Below are 20,972 nucleotides of genomic sequence, written 5' to 3' on the forward strand. Positions count from 1 at the left end.
TACATTATTTTATTGGTAAAATTTTAATAGATTTTAGACTCGATGTTTGCGCATCACCCTCAACCAAAGACGTTTTTATTATATGATTACCTGCCGTTTTAAATTCTAAAATTCCCATTCTGCGATAGGCATACTTATCGGTTGCTGCTTGCTGATTTTGAATTTTTATACCTTCATCTGTTGTTGTTTTCCAAACCAATCGTCCTTCTCCTTTATATTCTAAATCTAGATAATAATAACCTGGTTTTTGAACATTAACCTCCCAACAAACCATGCCGTCTTCTTCCCAATTGCTTACTTGATTGGCGTGTTTCCATTCGCCAAATTTTTCCATCCAACGTACGTTTTTTTGTTCTGCGCCTTCAGCTTCTCCAAATTCGGTTAATAATCTGGTCGGCACATTGGGGTAAATACCTAAGTTTGTTTCTACAATAGGTTCTGCGTCTTTAAGCTTAACTTCAATTACAGATATTAACTCGTCTGGTGCTTTATAAGGCACATCGATAACTAACCAATCTTTAGCCTTAGAAAATTTAAGCGGACTGCTTTTTTTTCCATCTAAGAGTGAAATGCTTTTTACTTTAGACTTCAATCCAGGTAAGTATAATTTACCATCCGTTGGCCATTCACTTACAGACAAATAAAGAGATTCATCGTTTGTAGTGACATCTCCCCAAGGCAATGCAAAACCCCAAGGCGAACTGCCTGCGTCATAAATAACTTGTGGATATTTTTGAATCCAACGACCAGATTCTTGTAAAAACTCAATCCCTATATTTGGAATAGCACCATTGCTATCCGGACCAACATTAAATAAATACGTACCTCCTCTAGCGACGGTTTCAATAACGCGACCAAGGATTTTCTTAGGACTTTTAAAATTATTATCATACCAAGCATATGACCAAGAATCGTTATTGGTGTCTGCGGTTTCCCAAAGGCCTTCAACATTTCTAGTTGGCACTTCCATATCTCCGATACTCGCATAGTCTCCCATACCATAACCCACTCTACTACACATCATAGCATTTGGTTGTAACTCTCTAACCATATCGGCTAATTCTACAACGTATTCTTTTGGCATATCTCCAGGAGTATCAAACCATACGAAATCTATATCACCATAATTGGTACAGATTTCTCTAACTTGAGGTTTACACTTATTATAGAAGTAATCTTTAAAATCCATTTTGTTGCCTTGCGCGTCAACTTCAGGACCTCTAGTACCACCTGGTGCTGTCCAGTCTTGATTATGAGAATAATAAAACCCGAATCCAAGTCCTAATTCCTTACATGCCGCAGACAACTCGTGCATGGGATCTCTACCAAATGGTGTGGCATCGACAATATTAAAGTCGCTCGCCTCAGAATCGAACATCGCGAAACCTTCGTGATGCTTACTAGTAATGATAATATATTTCATACCAGCATCTTTGGCTAATTGCGCAATCTGTTTAGCATCGAATTCCGTAGGATTAAACGTTTTTGCCGTTTCCATATAGTCTTCTGGAGAGATATCGGCCACACGTTTGCTCATTAGCCATTCCCCAATGCCGTAATAGGTTTTATCTTCCCATACCCCACCTAGGTTTGAAAATAAACCCCAATGAATAAACATGCCGTAGTTGCCTTCATCGAACAACTTTGCTTTTCCACTTTTTAAGGCATCACCAGTAACGCTAGTTTCACCCCACATTTCTTCCATTCCTTTTTTATCCTTCTCTTGAGAATTTATGTCCAAAACACTAATTAAGATTAGTAAAACGGAAACTATAAAACATCTATTCTTTAACATATACGTACTATTATTAATTTTAAAACTTTTAGAAGTCTTTTCCAGACTTTCAATATTTATGGCATTGATATAGTCTTGAGAGTCATTTATATTTATCAACCTAATGATCCTCAAAAATTATTATTAAAACTTATATCTCATCGTTAATTTCCAAATAGGATTTCTACTATAATAAGCTGAAAAATTTCGAGTATCACCTCCTTGAAACCTACGAATATCCTCACCTGTAAGGTTAGATACGCCTGCACTAAGTTGTAATTTTTTATTTAATAAACTCTTTCTAAGGGTAATCCCAAGGGTTGTGCTTCCTTCAGTATAGTGTGGTTCATCTGCACGTGTATTTCCACCGATAGCGCCTAAATTACTCAGGTAATCACCTCTATAAGCAGCCGTAAACCTTAAAGAAAAACCAGATCGCTCATAATACAAAGTTCCATTAGCATTATGCTTAGCTGTACCAGGAAAACCATCAGCTTGCTCCCCTAAATCTCCATCAAATTCACTCTCTACGTAAGAATAATTAGCTTTTATACCAAAATCTTTTGCAAAACCAGGTAAAAAAGAAAGGTGTTGATTAAGGCCCACTTCAAAACCATAAATTCGGCCATCTGTAATGTTTATTGGTGTGGTTATATCAAATAACAAACCAGTCAAATCATCAGTACCACCTGTGCCATCAGGTAATGGTATCCCTAATAATTCTTCACCTGGATATGTTTGATCTGGTGTTACTGCTTTTACTATATAATTTTTAAGATCTTTATAAAAAGCACTAAAAATAAAAGCACCTCCGTTATTGGTATAAAACTCTAAAGTAGTATCATACATCCACGCTGTATAAGGTTTTAAGTCAGGGTTACCAGAAACAATAGTTCCTCTTAATCCCGAATTAGCTAAGTCTGCTGCATCTGCAGGATCAATATTGGTTAGAAAAGTAATCTCATTGTTTGGAATTAGATCAACAAACTTTGGTCTTGAAACTCCTCCATAAGCACTTAATCTTAACTTAACATTCCTTTTTAATGATAAATTAGCATTAAAGCTAGGTAATACGTCCCATCTTGAAGTTTCTACTTCATAGTAAAAATTCTCTGTTGAAAACTCATCAATATCATCACCAGTATCTGCATCTTCAAATGTTACTCCACTAAATCCTCTTGATTTATTTTGTGTTCTTACAGCTCTAACTCCAAAATTTAAACTTACAGGTAGCTTAAAAATCGCTGTCTTAACGTCCATTTGTGTATAAAAATCGGTGCTAGATTCATTCGCACCATAAGATCTTCTAGCATCAAAACCTAAATTATTTTCTTCTGCCTCTACGTCTTTTAAATCTATATCAAAATCAAAAATACTCCCTCCATCGATATCAGCATACCCTGGTAATAAATCTAATACAGCTTGTCCAGGGACTTTAACCCATCCGTTTTCCAAACCAGCAACATTGCCTTCATTAAAACCTACGCCTGCAATCTCTCCTAAAAGATCACTGTAAGCACCACTTTCATTTAGTTCCGCTACAATACCTCCATACAGACCACCTAATTGATCACTATCAGTATGTGAGGAAGTTGTTTGTCTAGCTTCAAAATCAGTTACCGCATATCTAGTTCCAAAAGATATTTTTGATTTTTTATCTAACTCATATTCAAAATCCAATTTTGTAGCATAATTATACCCTTTAGTTTTAATAAGTCTGCGTGAAACTCTATTAAGGTCGAAAGAAGCTGGATCAAAAGCCTCTGCGGGTAATCCATAACTAGGAAGTTCCCCTCTCAAATCAATATCTAAACTTGTTTGATCATATCCTCCGTTACGTCCTTGAACTCTGTGAGTTATTTGTGTTAAATTTTGAAAAAAATCTAAATCTGAATACGAAATATCTGAAATGATTTTTAATTTATTTATTGGTGTAAATGTTGTATTTAAGCCAATTATATTATTGGTAGACTCATTATCATAAAATTGATTTGCATTCGTAATGGTAGTCCTAGCATTGTCCTCTGAAGAAGGACTTATATACGTTAATATATTTCCATTAAAATCAAGATCTCCTTCATCAAAAATATGGTTTCCTCCTAACAATTGAGTAGCTCCTGTACTACCCAAACCTATCTGAAATTGCTGTCTATCCGAATTAGCTTCTACAGTGGTTCGGGTATAGTCTAATACCATATCTATTTCTTCTATTGGTCTCCATTGTATAGCTGCAGATGTTGCAAAACGCACTTCATTTTTTCTTAACAATGAATTATTAATGGTTCTTCCCACAATTACATCAGAATACTCTGTCCCATTTTCATCCGTAAGATTTATACCCTGTGTAATTCCTCTTAAAGAAGTTTCATCTTTTATATTGTCTTCATCGGCATAAATAACTGAAACAGCAATACCCAGTTTATCATTTATTTTTGTTCCATAAACACCTGAAAATCTTTGACCAAAATCAAGGTCATCAATTGGTGTATTAGAGGCGCCTCTTACATTTATACTGGCGAAATAATTCTTCTTTCTATATCTTGCGTCTAACGGTCTTATAGTTTGAAAATCTACAGAACCTCCAATATTCGTTGTAACTTCTTTTGCCTGGGCTGTCTTATGAATTCTTGCTCCCGAAATAATTTCGGTAGGAATAACATTTAAATTAAACTTTCTAAAATCAGACTTACCTTCATTACCTGCAGATAAAGGTGTACGACCATTCACTGTTACACCAACAAATTGTGGCCCTATACCTCTAATAGAAACTCTGTCTCCAGAAACCCCATCAACATCTCTTTCTATTTGTACTCCTGCAACTCTTTGCAAAGCATCTGCTGCGTTAGTGTCTGAAAAATCCCCAATATCTTCTGGTGTAATAGCTTCTATTACAGTAGCAGCATCTCTTTTAGCTCTTACTTCTGCTAAATGCGAAGCACGTATTCCTACATTAATAACAACTTCATTTAAAGACTCAGAGTCAGCTAACATCTTAACATTGATAATCGTTTTTCCCGCTGTAGAATACTCTACAGTCTTAAAACCTAAATAGTAAAACTCCAATACAGCATCAGGAGTCTTTAACAGTATAGTATATTCACCATCCATATCAGTCGTCGCACCATTTTTAGTGTCTTTTTCTATAATACTTGCTCCTGGTAATGGGACATTGTTTTCATCTGTAATTTTGCCGGTAACAACGTGCTCTTGAGCAAAACCAATAAAGCATTGCAACAGAATTAAAAACAATAAGTTTTTAGAGTTAATTTTTTTCATGACTTGATGTGTTAGTTTTATTGGTTACAAATATGTATCAAATAACATCAATCAACTTGCTCAGTTCGTTTTAAAATTTTCTCATTTCCACCACCCCCTTTAATACTATGGGATCTCGGTGCATATGAATTTTTACAGCAAAAAAATGACGGAATAGAGAAGCGTTACTAAATTAGTAAATGGTTACTTTGTGTACCTGATAAATAATAACGTATGTTCATAAAGAAACGCGCTACCCTTCTTTTTTTTCTACTAAGTACTTGCTTTGTTTTTAGTCAAACGAAGCAGGCAAAAAAAACAATTGATGCCAACTGGGAGGCAATGGCAGAAAACTACAAAGCGCCAAAATGGTTCCAAGATGGTAAAATTGGTGTTTGGATGCATTGGGGAATTCCGTCTTCAATAGACGAAAACAGAGTTGAAGATGGATCACACTACGGAAGACGAATGTATGGTGATGAAGATTATGATGCTAGGAATGAACCAGACAGACTTAGAACGGTAAAATTAACGCAATGGCATACGGAACACTATGGGCCTCCTTCAGAATTTGGTTACGAAAAATTTATAGCAGACTTTAAAGCTGAAAACTTTGATGCTAATGCCATTGTAAAATTTGTTAAAGAAAATGGGGCGCGTTTTATAATGCCTGTGGCCACACATCACGATAATTTTGACATGTATGATTCCTTCTTTCCTTGGAATTCGGTTAAAATGGGGCCAAAGAAAGATATTCTTAGAGAATGGAAAGATGCGGCCTTTAAACATGATTTAAAATTTGGAGTATCTACACACTTATATTGGTCACCTCGCTTTTTTAGAACGGCTCGGAAATTTCAGAAAAAAGGCACACCAGAATGGGAATTCTTTAATATGGATTATGACACGAAAGAATTTGCGAGTCAAGATAGTTGGAACGAACATTGGTACAAGCGGTCTTGGGATTTAATAGAGAAATACGATCCAGATATGTTTAATAACGATTCGCCTTATCCGTCTATAAAAACAGGAAAAGGATTGGGTGTTAAATTATTTTCAGAGTATTTAAATAAGGATTTAAAAGAGAATAACGGCAAACAAACCACTGTCTTATCCTTTAAAAATGCTAAAGAGAATAAAGCTGCATTTACGTATAACTTAGAACGCGGAATGTTTGGGGAACAACAAGAGCATCCATGGATATGGGCAACCGATTTATCTGGAAGCTGGTTTTACAGAAAAGATGCTTTCACTAAAATGTCATTAGATGTTTTAATTGGTAATGCTATTGATGCCATTAGTAAAAATGGTATTGTAATGATTAATTTGGCGCTAAAAGGCGATGGTACGATTCCTGAAAATCAAATAAAAATGCTTAGTGACTTTGGTGCCTTTGTAAAAATGAATCAAGACGGTATTTACAATACCAGACCTTGGAAAACTTTTGGGGAAGGGCCTTTAGAAATTGTGACAAAACGCGCTGGTGAGAATTTAAAGCCATTCTCAGAAAAAGACATTCGTTTTACCACAAAAGATGGAAATCTCTACGCTTTTCTATTAGCACCACCAACAGAAGATATTTTGATTAAGGTGTTAAAGCAAGATGGGCTTTTACAAAAAAAGATAAAAGAGATACAGTTGTTAGGTAGTGATGAAATCATCAGCTGGAACCGAAACAAAGAGGGTTTGGCTATTACATATGATTTTAAAAACATCCCAAATCAATCTGCTATTTGTTTTAAAATAATTACAGAATAGTTGAAAATACAATTAAATTAACTAGAGGTAACAATGCGTTTAAAATCGTCCTTTTTAGTAGTTTTATTAGCCGTTTCTTTATGTGCGTGTTCAGTACAAAAACAAGAAATAGCTTTGGTAAAACAAAAATTACCTGAATTTTCTTGGGACAAAATGCCTTTGTATATGCATCTGCGTAAATCTGAAGCATTTACAAAAGAGGAGCTAACCTACCTTTCAAAATTTCCTCTTACAACCTTTGAAAAAACAACGGGAAGTAAAGCGTATGGATCCACGGAAAAAGGCACAATCAAGGCTGCCAAAGCTGTAAAAAAAATAAATCCTGATGCCAAAATATTATACTACAAAAATGTTATTGTAAACTGGGGAGGTTATAATGAAGATGAAGAATTTTTATATAAACATCCCGAAGCTTTATTAGTTAACACTAAAGGACAAAAAGCGTTGATGCCAAACGGTAGAACAGGCTTCTTTGATATCTCTGAAGACGATGTTCGTGAATATTGGTTAAACCATGTGAAAAAAGTTACCGAAAGCCCATTTATTGATGGGGTGTTTTTAGATGCGAATATTAAAGTTTTAGTCCCTATGTTTTTTAACAATCGTGTTGGAGAAGAAAAACGAGAAGCAATTAAAACGGGCTATATATCCATGATGGCAGATTTAGACGCTCAAATAGGAAAAGACAATTTATTAATTGCAAATATTCTTCGTGTGCGACCAGAATTTAAAGATTCAGGGAGAGACTACTTAAAATTCTTTGATGGTTCTTACATAGAAGGCTTTGAACATGAAAGTTTTGGCATGACTTATGAAGATTACCTAGCAAAAGGTATTGAGGCTGTTCAAAAATCAGCGAGAGAAGGCAGTGTTATAGCGATGTCTCTTGGTATTGGTAAAGGATTAGAAAATGCTGAAGCAGGTATTGATGACGCTAGAAAAAAAGTAAGCATGAATGAAAATTTTACAAAACGCTTAGATTATCTATTGGCTATTTTTCTAGTCTGTGCTGAAAAACACAGTTATGTTTACCCACATGATGGTTATGATATTCAAAAATCTGCGGTTTGGCTTAAAACGTTTCCGCAGTATGAGAATAAACTAGGAGCGCCAAAAGGCTATGCCGTACGTGAAGGCTACATTTACACAAGGTCTTTTGAATATTTAGACGTTACCTTAGATATACAAAACAAAACAGCCCAATTGGATTGGAAATAAACTAACTCTTAATTTTTTATAAATAAAAAATGAAATCACTTTTAACAGCACTTGCAATTTTATTATTCTTTTCTAATTATGGAATTAGTCAAGAAAAAAAGGATTTAATAAAACCGAATGTCATCATTTTTTATGTTGACGATTTAGGTTGGCAAGATACCGAATTAAACAATTTAGACGAACCAAGTCCATGGGAAACGCCTAACATATCCAAATTAGCAAAAGATGGAATAACCTTTACCAATGCATATTCTCCGGCACCTACTTGTGCACCTTCGAGAGCAGCATTGCTTTCTGGTTTACACCCAACTAAAACAGGGGTTACCCATGTAAGCGGAGGCGCTATACCTGCACCCGCTGGACGTTCAGATTATATGGCACCCTTTTTTCCGAAAGGATTAATGCCTGAAAACTTTACCATTGCAGAAGCTTTAAAAATGAACGGTTATAAAACGGGGCATGTTGGAAAATGGCATGTAGGAACTCTTGATATTCAAGAATCAACAAATCAGGGTTTCGATTTTGCTTACGAATCTAGAGGTGCACACCAAGGCCCTAAAAAACCAGACAACCGCCTCACTGAATTTGCAACGCATCAAAAAAATGATCCATATCAATTGAGTGATGAAAAATATCCGCCTTTTACAAAAGCATCACCTAATGGCATTTCCTATCCAAAAGATATGGTGACAGAAAAAGCACTTGAGTTTATTGAATCTAATAAAGAAGAGCCGTTCTTTCTATATTTAGCACATTGGTTGGTACATGCTCCTATTCATACTAAAAACAAAGAATTACTACAATATTACAGTGATAAATTAGGAATAGAATTCCCTAAGGAAGATATTCCTATAAAAACAGAAGGGCAAACCAACCCGTTTTATGGCGCTATGGTAACGACTTTGGATTGGAGTTTAGGACGTGTGGTCGATTTATTAAAGAAAACAGACGATCCTAGAAATCCTGGTAAAAAATTATATGAAACGACCTATATTATTTTTTCTTCTGATAACGGAGGTGTAGAAAAAGCCAATGGAGATATCGTTACAGACAACTTTCCTTTAGATGAAGGTAAAAAATATGCTCAAGAAGGTGGCATTAGAGTGCCTATGGTTATTTCTGGTCCAGATATTCCAAAAGGAAAAACAAAAGAGGCATTAATCAATCAATTGGACTTTTTTCCAACCATTTTAGATCTTACAGAAAGTAAAATACCTGCTAAATACAGTTCAAATTTAGATGGATTAGATATCTCAAATGTGTTGTTAAGCAATGAAAGTGTTGTGAAAAATAACAAAGGAGAAACTAGAGAAGAGTTATGGTGGCATTTCCCACATAATCAAGATCACCAAATGCAATCTGCCATAAGACGTGGAGATTATAAATTATATAAAAACCATATTGAAGGTAATTATGAATTATACCGTTTGTATAACGATGGAAAACGAGCCGATTTAGAAGAAATGCATGATATTGCAGACAAATCGCCAGAAGTCGTAAAAGATTTATCTTCAAGATTAGAAAAATATCTAAAAGATTACAATGCGCAATATCCTTACAAAAGCCCTTCAAAATTTAAAAGTGAAGGAAATAATGGTACTGCAGCATCGATTCCAGTAATTGTTAGCGATGCCTTTGACACGAATTCCCGTAAAGTATCTATAACCTTAGAAAAAGGAAAAACTAAGGTGATTGAACCTTATGCCTTGGTAAAAATAGCAACCAAGCTTAAAAAGAAAAAGAACGGAAAGACAGGCAAATATGGAAAACATGATACGACCTACATAAAAATACCTTTAGAATCAGGTAAAAACAATTTAGAATACACGTTTACTGTTCCTGAAGGCGTCATAGAATATGGGGTTATTTTAATAGATGAAAATCGATTTATGGTACAAGGTGAATTTCATAAAATCAACTAAAAACTCAAGCTTTAAATAAATAATGAAAACTAACAACACATTTATAATCCTAGTATTACTAGCTTTTTTTTCTTCGAACTATGTAACTAGTCAGGAAAAAGACAAATTAATAAAACCTAATGTTATCATATTTTATGCTGATGATTTGGGTTGGCAAGATGTACAATTAAACGATTTAGACGAACCTTGTGCTTGGGATACACCAAACATTACAGCGTTAGCAAAAGATGCCATCAACTTTACCAATGGGTATTCGCCAGCACCAACTTGTGCGCCTTCGCGATCTGCACTCTTAAGTGGATTACATCCTGCTAAAACAGGAATCACTAATGTGAGCGGAGGAGGCATTCCTAAGGCTCAGAGGAATGAAAAATATATGAGTCCTTATTTTCCTGAAGGATTAATGCCTGAAAACTTTACCATCGCCGAAGCTTTAAAAATGAATGGTTACAAAACAGGACATGTAGGTAAATGGCATGCAGGAGCGCTTGAAATTCAAAAATCCACCAATCAAGGTTTTGATTTTGCACATGAGTCTAGAGGAGCGCATCAAGGTCCAAAAAAACCGAATACGCGCTTAACAGCTTTTGCAACTCATGATAAAAATGATGCTTATCGCTTAAGTGAAGAAAAGTATTTCCCTTTCACTAAGGAATCGCCTAAAGGCATTTCATATCCAACAGATCCGGTGACTGAAAATGCCTTAGAATTCATACAAAATAACAAAGAAGAACCCTTCTTTTTATATTTAGCACATTGGATGGTGCACTACCCTATTCACACAAAAAATCGTGAATTACTAGACTATTATGTTGATAAATTAGGCGTAGAACTTCCTGAAGTAGATACTGAATGGACTAAAGAAGGTCAGAATAACCCTTATTTTGGGGCTATGGTAACCACCTTAGATTGGAGTTTAGGTCGTGTGATAGATTTATTAAAGAAAACAGATGACCCTAGAAATCCTGGTAAAAAATTATACGAGACCACTTACATCATCTTTTCATCTGATAATGGTGGAGCGGAAACTCGTAAAGCAGAAGTGATGTCAGATAATGCCCCTTTAGACAAGGGAAAAAAATATTCAGAAGAAGGCGGTATTAGAGTACCGATGCTCATTTCTGGACCAAAGATTCCAAAAGGAAAAACACACGATGTTTTAATTAATCAGTTAGATTATTTCCCAACCATTTTAAACCTTACCAATAGTAAAATTCCTGCTGACTATCGTTCAGATTTAGATGGTTTGGATGTTTCAGGTGTCTTATTAAATAATGAAAGTGAGGTTAAAGATAATAATGGAAAACCTCGAGAAGATTTATGGTGGCATTACCCTTACGGCGACGAGACTAAAAATCAATCTGCTATACGATCTGGCGACTATAAATTATATAAAAACTTTATCACCGGTAATTATGTATTGCATCGTTTGTATAAAGATGGGAAGCGCTATGATTTAGAAGAACAGAATGATATTGCCAAAGAAGAGCCAGAAATCACGAAAGCCTTAGCTTCAAAATTAGAAAACTATCTGAAAGACTATGATGCCAAATTGCCTTATAAAGACCCTTCTAAATTTAAAACCGAAGATGGAGTATCAGCCATTCCGGTTATTGTGAATGATGTTTTTGATGCAAAATCTCGTCAAGTTGCTATTCAATTAGAAAAAGGAAAATCGAATGTGATTGAAAGCTATGCGCTTGTAAAAATCTCAGACAAGGCTAAGGCTAATAAAAAAGGTAAGAAAAGTAAAGTAAAATCTACGTATATCAAAGTACCTGTTGCAGTTGGAAGCAATAATTTAGAATACACCTTTACGGTTCCAAAGGAAGCAAAAGAATACGGCATTATTTTAATCGATGAGAATCGATTTATGGTAAAAGGCGAATTTCATAAAGTTAAGTAATTAAATGTTGAAGATAAAAATAGGAATCATGAAAAATGTGGCTACCAACTGTTGTTTGTGTTTCCTGTTTTTTATTCAAATGGGCCATGCCCAAGAAAGTACTAATACGTTAAAAAATAGCAAGCCCAATATCATCTTTGTAATGACGGATGATCAAGGCATGGGCGATTTGTCGTGCATGGGAAATGAGGTTGTAAAGACTCCAAATATTGATGCGTTCTATGAAAAATCAACACGATTTACAGAATACCATGTAAGTCCTACTTGCGCTCCAACACGCGCTGCTATACTAAGTGGGCGTCATGAATTTAGAGTTGGGGTTACCCATACCATTCTAGAGCGCGAACGCATGGCTTTGGATGTGTACACGCTGCCTCAAGCGTTGCAATCTGCAGGCTACAAAACCGGACTTTTTGGGAAATGGCATTTAGGAGATGCTGAAGACTATCTACCACAAAACAGAGGGTTTAACGAAGTGTTGATGCATGGAGGTGGTGGTATTGGTCAAGTAAGTTTAGGAGATTTCCCACCGAATAAAGACAATGTTTATTTTGATAATGTTTTACTTCACAATAAAACCATTGTAAAAACCAAAGGCTTTTGTACGGATGTGTTTTTCGATGCTGCTCTGGCTTGGACAAAAGAACAGATTATTACAGAAACACCTTTCTTTACGTATCTCTCATTAAATGCGCCACATGCTCCTTTGGTAGCTCCTGAAAACTATAAAAAACGTTTTTTAGAATTAGGCTATGATGAAGGCACTGCCAGTAGATATGGCATGATTGAAAACATCGATGACAACTTCGGAAGATTGATGAGCAAACTTAAAGAATGGGATGCCTTAGACAATACGCTAGTCATTTTTACCACAGATAATGGGGCCACACATTTAAGAGGCACTTTAAATGGAGAAAAGGTAAAACATTTTAATGCTAATCTTAAAGGTGGAAAAAACTCACCGAACGAAGGTGGCGATCATGTGCCGCTTTTCTTGTATTGGAAAGGTGTTTTAACCGAAGGAAAAGACATTAACCAACTTACCGCACACTTAGATTTATACCCGACCTTTGCGGAATTAACTGGAGCTAAGCTACAAGAAACAATGCAGCCTTTAGAAGGCTTGTCATTAATCCCTTTATTAGAAAATACAGCGGTAAATTGGGAAGACCGTTTGCTATTTGTGCATTGCGGACGTTGGAAAACCGGAATGGTAACCGAAGCCAAATACACTAAAATGGCGGTTAGAAGTCAGCAATGGCGTTTTGTTAATAATGAAGAGTTATACGATATTAGTAATGATCCTGGAGAGCGCGAAAATGTGGCTTCAGAACATCCTGATGTGATAGCCAAATTTCAGCAACCTTATAACCAATGGTGGTCTGCCTCTATTCCACTTATGATAAACGAAAATCGAAAGCGCGTAAAACAACAACCATTACATACCAAATATTATGAGCAACTAGAAGCCCAAGGGATTCCTAATTGGAGTCCGAATAATGGGATTGCCGAAAAAAACTAAAAAGCTGAAATGTCATGATTTCTAGCGCATCTAAAATGATCTATTTATTTAAAAGAGATATCTTTTAGGTTGAATTAGATATGAGGTTAATCTAAAAAAAATTGCAAATTAGTAACCTTGAAAATTTTTATCTCGTAGCAAAACGATTTGAGATTCTAATGAATTTATCAGGACACAACCATTCTAAAACTATGATTGATACTATGAAAAAAGACCACGGTTTTTCTAAAGACCTCACCTTTCTAAAAAAACATACCGATATTATTGTTTTGCAAGAAAGACAGAGTGCTGTAGTTATTGCACCTCAATTTCAAGGACGTGTTATGACGAGCACTACAAATGTAGCTGAAGGCGAAGGTTTTGGATGGATTAACAAAAAAGTCATTGAAGCTGGGTTTCTTTCAGAAGAAGAACGTGAGGGGCGCTTAGAAAATCAGATTTATGTATTTGGAGGTGAAGAACGTTTTTGGTTAGGTCCTGAAGGAGGTCAGTTTTCGCTCTTTTTTAAACCAGAAGACGATTTTGAATTTTCAAATTGGAAAACTCCTGCAGTAATAGATACAGAGGCTTTTACCTTGGTTTCCCATACAGATCATTCGGCGACGTTTGAACACCATTGTGAACTCATAAATAAAAGTGGAACCATTTTTAAAATGGGTATTGGACGTTCGATTTCTATTTTAAATAAAGCATCCATTGAAAATACCCTTAGAACACCGTTTTCCGAAAACATTGAGTTTGTAGGCTACCAAACCAATAATCAAATTACAAATATTGGTGATCAACCATGGCTACCAGAAACGGGGTTACCCTCTATATGGATTTTAGGAATGTATAACCCCTCACCAGAAACGACTATGATTATTCCTTTTAAAGAGGGAAAAGAAATTGTGTTAGGACAAAAAGTAAATGACACTTATTTTGGTAAGGTGCCTAAAGACTATCTAGAAGTAAAAGAGGATGTATTGTTTTTTAAGGGAGATGGGACCAAACGGAGTAAAATTGGTGTCAACTCAAAACGCTCAAAAGGAATTGCTGGAAGCTATGATGCATTAGGTAAAGTTTTAACTTTGGTGACTTATAATACCCAAGAAGCACCTCATGGCTATGTGAATTCAGCATGGGAGCACCAAGAAGAACCTTTTGCAGGAGATGTCATAAATGCTTATAATGATGGTTCTCCAGAACCAGGTGTTCCGCCAATGGGACCATTTTATGAGTTAGAAACCTCATCACCAGCGGCAGCATTACAACCAAATAAAACCATGGTTCATATTCAAACTACAATGCATTTAAAAGGCGATGAACACGAATTAAATACCATTGCAAAAGCTACTTTAGGTGTAAGCTTAGATGTTATTATAAAATCGTTATAATCATGAAGCGATTAAAAATCAACACAGTACTTATATGTTCGCTCTTTATAGCCTTAATCGTACAATATAGCTGTACAACAAAAGAAAAAGCTAATGTATCTGAAAACAAGCGTTTCAATCAAACTGATAATTGGATCGTATTAGACAAAACAGATGCAGACCAAGACGGAACTACTTTTTCTTGGAATTTTAATGTAAAACAGCCGTCTGATTATGTCCTTCAAATGGTTTCAACTGAAGCATCCTTTAAAAATAATGAATCTGTAAAAATAAAAATAGGTGAACAAGAATTTGAAGCATCCTTATTGAAAAACTACGTTATTAATTCGAATGACATAGTTTCAGAATTCAAAAACATATTCTCAATAAAAAACACAGAAAAACAGACACTTTCTATAACGACTGATGCCGATTTTAAAAGCCTAAGAATAATTCCACATTATAAAAAACCTATTGGTTCTGATAAGTATCATCAAGAATGGTTAGCCATGCATCAATCCAAAGAAAAACAAGAGGCATTAAAACGGTTTAAGGAAGCCAAACTTGGCATGTTTATTCATTGGGGATTATACTCACAAGCTGGAGGCATTTGGAAAGGCACTAAAATTAACAACGCACCACATCCAGGACCAAAAGTTGCAGAATGGTTGATGTATGCGTTTCAAATTCCTAGAGAAGACTACAGAGAACTAGCTAAAACCTTTAATCCTGATAAATCCTTTGCGCAAAATGTGGTAAAATTAGCCAAGGATGTTGGTATGAAATACATCGTTATCACCTCAAAACATCATGATGGCTTTGCCTTGTTTAATTCTAAACATTCTGAATTTGATATGGTTGACGCCACGCCTTACAAAGCAGACATCATAAAAGAACTTTATAACGCTTGTTTAGAAGAAGGTATAGATTTCGGAGTGTACTATTCTCATGGTAATGATTGGATGGATGGCACCGATGGGAATTACAAGACCATCAAAAAAGTAAACGATTCTTTAGGGATTTATACACACCCAAATGGTAAAAATTTATGGGATCCAAGTGAAAACACACATGAATCATATCTGGAAAACAAAGCCTATCCACAAATAAAAGAATTACTAACCATGTTACCTGAACTGCGTTTAATTTGGTTTGATGGCACAGGTTTTACTACAGAAGCACAAGCCTTTCAGTTTTATAAACTCGTTTATGATAACAATCCAAACGTTTTAGTTAACCGAAGAGTGGGTTATGCATTTGGAGATTATTTAGATGCCGGAGATAATAAGATTCCTTCGGCCTCCGAAACGTTAGAAAAGTATTGGGAAACTTGTGGTACTACGAATAATTCTTGGGGTTATAAATCTTATGATGACGATTGGAAAAGTCCAAAAGAATTGCTGTATTATTTTGTAGATATTCTATCTAAAGGAGGAAACTATTTATTGAATATTGGTCCTGACGGAAAAGGACATGTGCCCGAAACTAGTGCAGAAAACCTACGTGAGATGGGCAAATGGATTCATCAAAATGCAGATGCTGTTTACGGAACAACCCGTTGGAAAACACCAAACGAAGGCCAAGAAGAAACATTATTAGATGGTACAGGTCATAGAGCTGCCAAAGGTTTTCTACGAAATTTCACGTCTAAAGATTTTTGGTTCACGACTAAAGGAAACAAGGTTTACGCTATTTCACTCACCAATACAGAAGGAGAAATTCTAATAAAATCACTAAAAAAGGGTGAAGGAGATATTGAACAGGTAAAACTATTAGGAAGCGATAAGATCCTTAATTGGAATCAGAATAAAAACGGCTTACAAACCACAATAACAGGAGTGCCTAAAGACGCACTTGGTTACGTTATAGAAGTGACTTTAAAAAATAATTAAATAAAATTATGAAAACTAAAACAACTCAAACACTTATAATTAGTAGCTTATTATTGGCATCACTTTTTATGCTTACCAGTTTTGATAATAACGATACTACAGAAGAACCAAAACCCCAAAAACCAAATATCATATACATTTTGGCAGATGATTTGGGTATTGGTGATTTAAGTATTTATAACGAAAACAGTAAAATACAAACACCTCATTTAGATCAAATGGGTAAAGAAGGCATGCAGTTTACAGATGCACATACCTCTTCTTCTGTGTGTACACCAACACGATATGGCATCTTAACAGGAAGATATAATTGGCGTACACCTTTAAAGGAATTTGTGACTTGGGGAAATTCACCTAGTTTAATTCAGAAAAACAGATTAACAGTGGCACAGATGCTAAAAAATAAGGGCTATAAAACAGCAAGTATTGGAAAATGGCATTTGGGTTTAAACTGGACGATGAAAAACAACAGCAAAGAGTTTGATCATTTTTCAGAGACATCAGATCGCTTGAATTTTAAGGCTATTGATTATAGTCAACCTTTAAAGTTTGGTCCTAATGATATGGGCTTCGATTATTCATATATGATTTCAGCATCCCTAAACATGCCACCTTTTGTGTATATAGAAAATAATAAGGCCACCATGGTACCAACAGGAATTTCGGCTCAAACCAAAAAACAATCACCATATGCCACTTGGATTAGAGGAGATATTGCGGATGATTTTAAACATGAAGACGTACTGCCTAATGTTGTAGATAAATCTATTGCTTTCATTAAGGAAAATGCCAATAAAGACCAACCTTTTTTTATGTACATTCCTTTGCCTTCTCCACATAATCCCGTGTTACCAATTGCACCGTGGAAAGGTCAAAGCGACATTAAAAGTCCTTATGCCGATTTTGTAATCATGATAGATGATTTAATGGGTCGTATTTTTGAAACACTAAAAGCACAAGGCATTGACGAAAACACATTAGTCATCTTTACAAGTGATAACGGTTTTGCTACTACTAACGATTTAAAAACTTTAAAAAAGGAAAAACACAGTCCAAGTTATATTTATAGTGGTTATAAAGGAAGTTATTTAGAAGGAGGTCACAGAGTCCCATTTTTAGTGAAATGGCCAGGAAAAATAAAACCAAATTCGGTTTCAGAGGCCACCATATGCACTACGGATTTTATGGCAACATGTGCAGATATTATTGGTTATGATTTTAAGGATAATGAGGCCGAAGATAGTTTTAGCATGATGCCTTTATTAACCAATGAAGGAGATTATTTAAGAGATGCCACTATTCATCATGACAAGTATGGTGTTTTTGCGATTAGGAAAGGAGATTGGAAATTAATTGTATCTCCAAACTCAGGTATTATGGCCTCTGGCGAAACAAAAATACATAAAGATGTTACTGCGGAAGAAATTCTATACAATTTAAAAAAGGACGTTAAAGAGAAAAATAACGTTGCCAATCAATTCCCTGAAAAGGTTAAGGAATTAAAAGCAATTCTAATCCAACACATACAAAACGGCAGAAGTACACCTGGAAAAGTTCAAAAAAACGATCCTATTTCAGGAGAATGGCCTCAAGCAAAGTTTGCTTTAAAAAAATAATTTAAGCAACAATAATTATATTAAAAGAACGAATGAACATATTACGATTCCTTTTCATCTTAGCTTTTATAACTTCTTGTAAGGCTCAAACCTCTAGCGAAAAACAAGATGTTACGACTAAAAATACAGCGCCAAATATTGTATATATTTTGGCCGATGATATGGGATATGGAGACTTGTCGTCATTAAATCCAGAATCCGGAATTCAAACTCCACACATGGATAAAATGCTATCAGAAGGAGTTCATTTTACAGATGCACACACAAATTCTTCTGTCTGTACACCTACGCGATATGGTATCATTACTGGACGTTATGCCTGGAGAAGTTCCTTAAAAAAAGGGGTTTTAAACGGTTACAAACCTGCTTTAATAGAAGAAAGCAGGCCAACAGTAGCTTCTTATCTTAAAAGTAATGGCTATACCACAGCATGTATTGGAAAATGGCACATAGGCTTAGATATGCAACCAAAAGATGGAGATAAGACTATAAAAGCAAAAGACGGAGTTAGCAATGTAGATTTTAGTAAACCCATAAAAGACCCTAGTTATTTAGGCTTTGACTATTCATATATCATTCCTGCATCATTAGACATCCCTCCTTACTTATATATCGAAAATGGAAAAGCTGTTGAATTACCTACAGCATATACAAACGTAAAAAGAAAGGGTCGCGGTCTTAGTTGGAGGCCAGGGGAAAAAGCACCAAATTTTGTTTTTGATCAAGTCTTAGACAATTTTACAAAAAAATCGGTTTCTTTTATTGATGATCAAAAAAATACAGACCAACCTTTCTTCCTTTATTTTGCGTTAACTGCACCTCATACACCTTGGTTACCAGTAGGTGATGCTGTTGGTAAATCTGAAGCAGGCGATTATGGTGATTTTGTAACCATGGTAGATGATGCTGTTGGTGCAGTTGTTACTGCCTTAGAAAAAGCAGGAAAACTAGATAACACCTTAATTATTGTGACTTCTGATAACGGCTCTAATTGGACCGAAAGAGATAAAGAAAAATTTGCGCATCGTGCCAATTATATATACCAAGGTCAAAAAGCCGATATTTACGAAGGAGGTCATCGCGTGCCATACATTGCACAGTGGCCAGGTGTCATTCCTGCAGGATTGGAATCGAATCAACTCATGTGTACAACAGATTTGTTTGCGACCTTATCTGGTATATTAAATCAACCTAACGTGGAAAAAGGTGCTGAAGATAGTTATAATCTTTGGCCTGCTTATACCTCTAATATAGAGACTCCAATTAGAGAAGCCGTTGTGCATCATTCCATGTTTGGTGTGTTCTCCATTAGAAAAGGCAAGTGGAAATACACTCCCGAATTAGGTTCAGGTGGTTTTACAAAACCAAGGTCTATAGAACCAAAACCAAACGAAGCTCCTGGGACGTTATTCGATATGATTAATGATCCTGAAGAAAAGAATAATCTCTATAACGAACATCCTGAAGTTGTAGCAGAATTAGAACAACTTTTAGAGACTTATAAAAGCCAAGGGTATAGTAATAAATAAGAATACAGCAGAGTTATGACAAAATTTAGAAGATTTAATTTTAATGTTTCATTAGTAATTCTAGGTATCACATTTCCTTTTTTAAAAGGAATTGCGCAATCAGAAGACCAATCCAACGGAGCGTATCGCGATGTTTACATTAACAAAACTTGGGAAAGATTAGATGTAAACAAAGACGGTCAATTTACAGAGGAGGACAACAAACGCCTATGGAAAAATTTAAATAAATTATTGGACAGTAACGGAGATGCCCTCGTTAGCTTTGAAGAATTTTCGGCTAAAAAGCAAATTCCATACCTAAAGACAGAAGGAAAAAGAAAGTTAAATGTGCTTTATAAAGTTACCGAAGACGAGGATTTATACTTAGATATTTATTATCCTAAAACGTCAAAGGAAGGAGAGAAATTACCCGTAGTGATATACACACATGGAGGTGGCTGGGCAACCGGTAGCCGACACGGAGCAGCTAATGCTTCTTTTAAAACTGTGCATACAGCGCTTTTAGAAAAAGGATTTTGTGTGGTATCCGTGAGTTATAGACTTTGGAAAAAAGACGGAACTACGACCATGCGAGATTGCGTAATAGACAGTAAAGATGCTATGCGTTATTTGTCTAAACACAGTGAAACATTAGGCATTGATGCCAATCGGTTTTTCTCTTTTGGAGACTCTGCAGGTGGTCATATTTCCCAAATGCTATTATTAAGTGCACCAGAAACTTTAAAAGGCGATCCTGATTTGGCTTCTTACAGGTATAACATGGTCGCTGGAGTATCTTGGTATGGTCCTTGCGATTTTGAAGATATCAGTTTATTCAATCATGATGATAGCCCCAATTTTAAAGATCGATTTGGTGCTAGAATAACAAAACCAGATACCAAAACTAAAGATAAATTAGCGCTGTATAAGGAAATGAGCCCGATTAATTATTTAGATAAAAACAGCGCTCCGTTATTAATGATCCAAGGCGATAAGGACACCACTATCCCAGTAAAACACGCTTATTATATGGCAGAAAAAGCGAATAAAGTTGGCGCACCTGTAACCACATTAATTGTAAAAAACGCAGGTCATAATTGGCGAAAAGTTGGAGCCGACATTAATCCAACACGAGAATCGATAATCAAAACAACAATAGACTATTTTAATTCATATTTAAAATAAACGGAATACAATAAAGATTCCTTTAAAAAATTTTATTTCACAACAATACTAAATTAATATA

At 35.4% G+C, this 20,972-nt stretch carries 12 protein-coding genes; 10 read left to right on the forward strand and 2 right to left on the reverse strand.

The window, feature by feature from the left end; translation table 11 throughout:
• Positions 1-4: 4 nt before the first annotated feature.
• Both HM985_RS08890 and HM985_RS08895 read right to left on the reverse strand, forming a co-directional pair.
• A complete protein-coding gene (locus HM985_RS08890; RefSeq protein ID WP_218843394.1) occupies positions 5-1,741 on the reverse strand; it encodes an alpha-L-fucosidase in 1,737 nt (578 codons plus the stop codon).
• A 177-nt stretch (positions 1,742-1,918) separates the two neighbouring features.
• Positions 1,919-5,050 (reverse strand): TonB-dependent receptor, encoded by a 3,132-nt coding sequence (locus tag HM985_RS08895; RefSeq protein ID WP_179375916.1) that lies wholly within the window; start codon positions 5,048-5,050, stop codon positions 1,919-1,921.
• Positions 5,051-5,263: 213 nt separating this feature from the next.
• Here HM985_RS08895 and HM985_RS08900 point away from each other — a divergent pair, with 213 nt between their 5' ends.
• From HM985_RS08900 to HM985_RS08945, 10 genes are all read left to right on the forward strand, one after another.
• On the forward strand, positions 5,264-6,787 hold the full coding sequence (locus tag HM985_RS08900) for an alpha-L-fucosidase (RefSeq protein ID WP_179375917.1): 1,524 nt from the start codon (positions 5,264-5,266) through the stop codon (positions 6,785-6,787).
• 33 nt (positions 6,788-6,820) lie between these two features.
• Complete coding sequence (locus HM985_RS08905) at positions 6,821-8,005, forward strand: putative glycoside hydrolase (RefSeq protein ID WP_179375918.1); 1,185 nt, start codon at positions 6,821-6,823, stop codon at positions 8,003-8,005.
• A 29-nt stretch (positions 8,006-8,034) separates the two neighbouring features.
• The gene (locus tag HM985_RS08910) at positions 8,035-9,927 is read left to right on the forward strand and encodes a sulfatase (RefSeq protein ID WP_179375919.1); all 1,893 of its coding nucleotides are present in this window, start codon (positions 8,035-8,037) and stop codon (positions 9,925-9,927) included.
• Between the two features lie 22 nt (positions 9,928-9,949).
• Positions 9,950-11,833, forward strand: a complete 1,884-nt coding sequence (locus HM985_RS08915; protein ID WP_179375920.1) for a sulfatase — start codon at positions 9,950-9,952, stop codon at positions 11,831-11,833.
• Between the two features lie 4 nt (positions 11,834-11,837).
• Positions 11,838-13,355: an arylsulfatase gene (locus HM985_RS08920; RefSeq protein WP_218843395.1), complete on the forward strand. Its 1,518-nt coding sequence runs from the start codon at positions 11,838-11,840 to the stop codon at positions 13,353-13,355.
• Between the two features lie 158 nt (positions 13,356-13,513).
• On the forward strand, positions 13,514-14,731 hold the full coding sequence (locus HM985_RS08925; RefSeq protein ID WP_218843396.1) for a DUF6786 family protein: 1,218 nt from the start codon (positions 13,514-13,516) through the stop codon (positions 14,729-14,731).
• 2 nt (positions 14,732-14,733) lie between these two features.
• Complete coding sequence (locus HM985_RS08930; RefSeq protein WP_179375921.1) at positions 14,734-16,602, forward strand: alpha-L-fucosidase; 1,869 nt, start codon at positions 14,734-14,736, stop codon at positions 16,600-16,602.
• Positions 16,603-16,610: 8 nt separating this feature from the next.
• The gene (locus HM985_RS08935; RefSeq protein WP_218843397.1) at positions 16,611-18,218 is read left to right on the forward strand and encodes a sulfatase family protein; all 1,608 of its coding nucleotides are present in this window, start codon (positions 16,611-16,613) and stop codon (positions 18,216-18,218) included.
• Positions 18,219-18,250: 32 nt separating this feature from the next.
• Positions 18,251-19,747, forward strand: a complete 1,497-nt coding sequence (locus HM985_RS08940; protein ID WP_179375922.1) for a sulfatase family protein — start codon at positions 18,251-18,253, stop codon at positions 19,745-19,747.
• 15 nt (positions 19,748-19,762) lie between these two features.
• Positions 19,763-20,911 (forward strand): alpha/beta hydrolase, encoded by a 1,149-nt coding sequence (locus HM985_RS08945; RefSeq protein ID WP_179375923.1) that lies wholly within the window; start codon positions 19,763-19,765, stop codon positions 20,909-20,911.
• The last annotated feature ends 61 nt before the right edge of the window (positions 20,912-20,972 follow it).

Origin of the sequence: Winogradskyella wichelsiae (assembly GCF_013403925.1) — a bacterium.
In the GTDB taxonomy this organism is placed as follows: Bacteria; Bacteroidota; Bacteroidia; order Flavobacteriales; family Flavobacteriaceae; genus Winogradskyella; species Winogradskyella wichelsiae.

Bases quoted from the DNA above. Each gene is read 5' to 3' on its own strand.
- HM985_RS08895 (WP_179375916.1), bottom strand. From the start codon at position 5,050: ATGAAAAAAATTAACTCTAAAAACTTATTGTTTTTAATTCTGTTGCAA.
- HM985_RS08900 (WP_179375917.1), top strand. From the start codon at position 5,264: ATGTTCATAAAGAAACGCGCTACCCTTCTTTTTTTTCTACTAAGTACT.
- HM985_RS08905 (WP_179375918.1), top strand. From the start codon at position 6,821: ATGCGTTTAAAATCGTCCTTTTTAGTAGTTTTATTAGCCGTTTCTTTA.
- HM985_RS08910 (WP_179375919.1), top strand. From the start codon at position 8,035: ATGAAATCACTTTTAACAGCACTTGCAATTTTATTATTCTTTTCTAAT.
- HM985_RS08915 (WP_179375920.1), top strand. From the start codon at position 9,950: ATGAAAACTAACAACACATTTATAATCCTAGTATTACTAGCTTTTTTT.
- HM985_RS08920 (WP_218843395.1), top strand. From the start codon at position 11,838: ATGTTGAAGATAAAAATAGGAATCATGAAAAATGTGGCTACCAACTGT.
- HM985_RS08925 (WP_218843396.1), top strand. From the start codon at position 13,514: ATGAATTTATCAGGACACAACCATTCTAAAACTATGATTGATACTATG.
- HM985_RS08930 (WP_179375921.1), top strand. From the start codon at position 14,734: ATGAAGCGATTAAAAATCAACACAGTACTTATATGTTCGCTCTTTATA.
- HM985_RS08935 (WP_218843397.1), top strand. From the start codon at position 16,611: ATGAAAACTAAAACAACTCAAACACTTATAATTAGTAGCTTATTATTG.
- HM985_RS08940 (WP_179375922.1), top strand. From the start codon at position 18,251: ATGAACATATTACGATTCCTTTTCATCTTAGCTTTTATAACTTCTTGT.
- HM985_RS08945 (WP_179375923.1), top strand. From the start codon at position 19,763: ATGACAAAATTTAGAAGATTTAATTTTAATGTTTCATTAGTAATTCTA.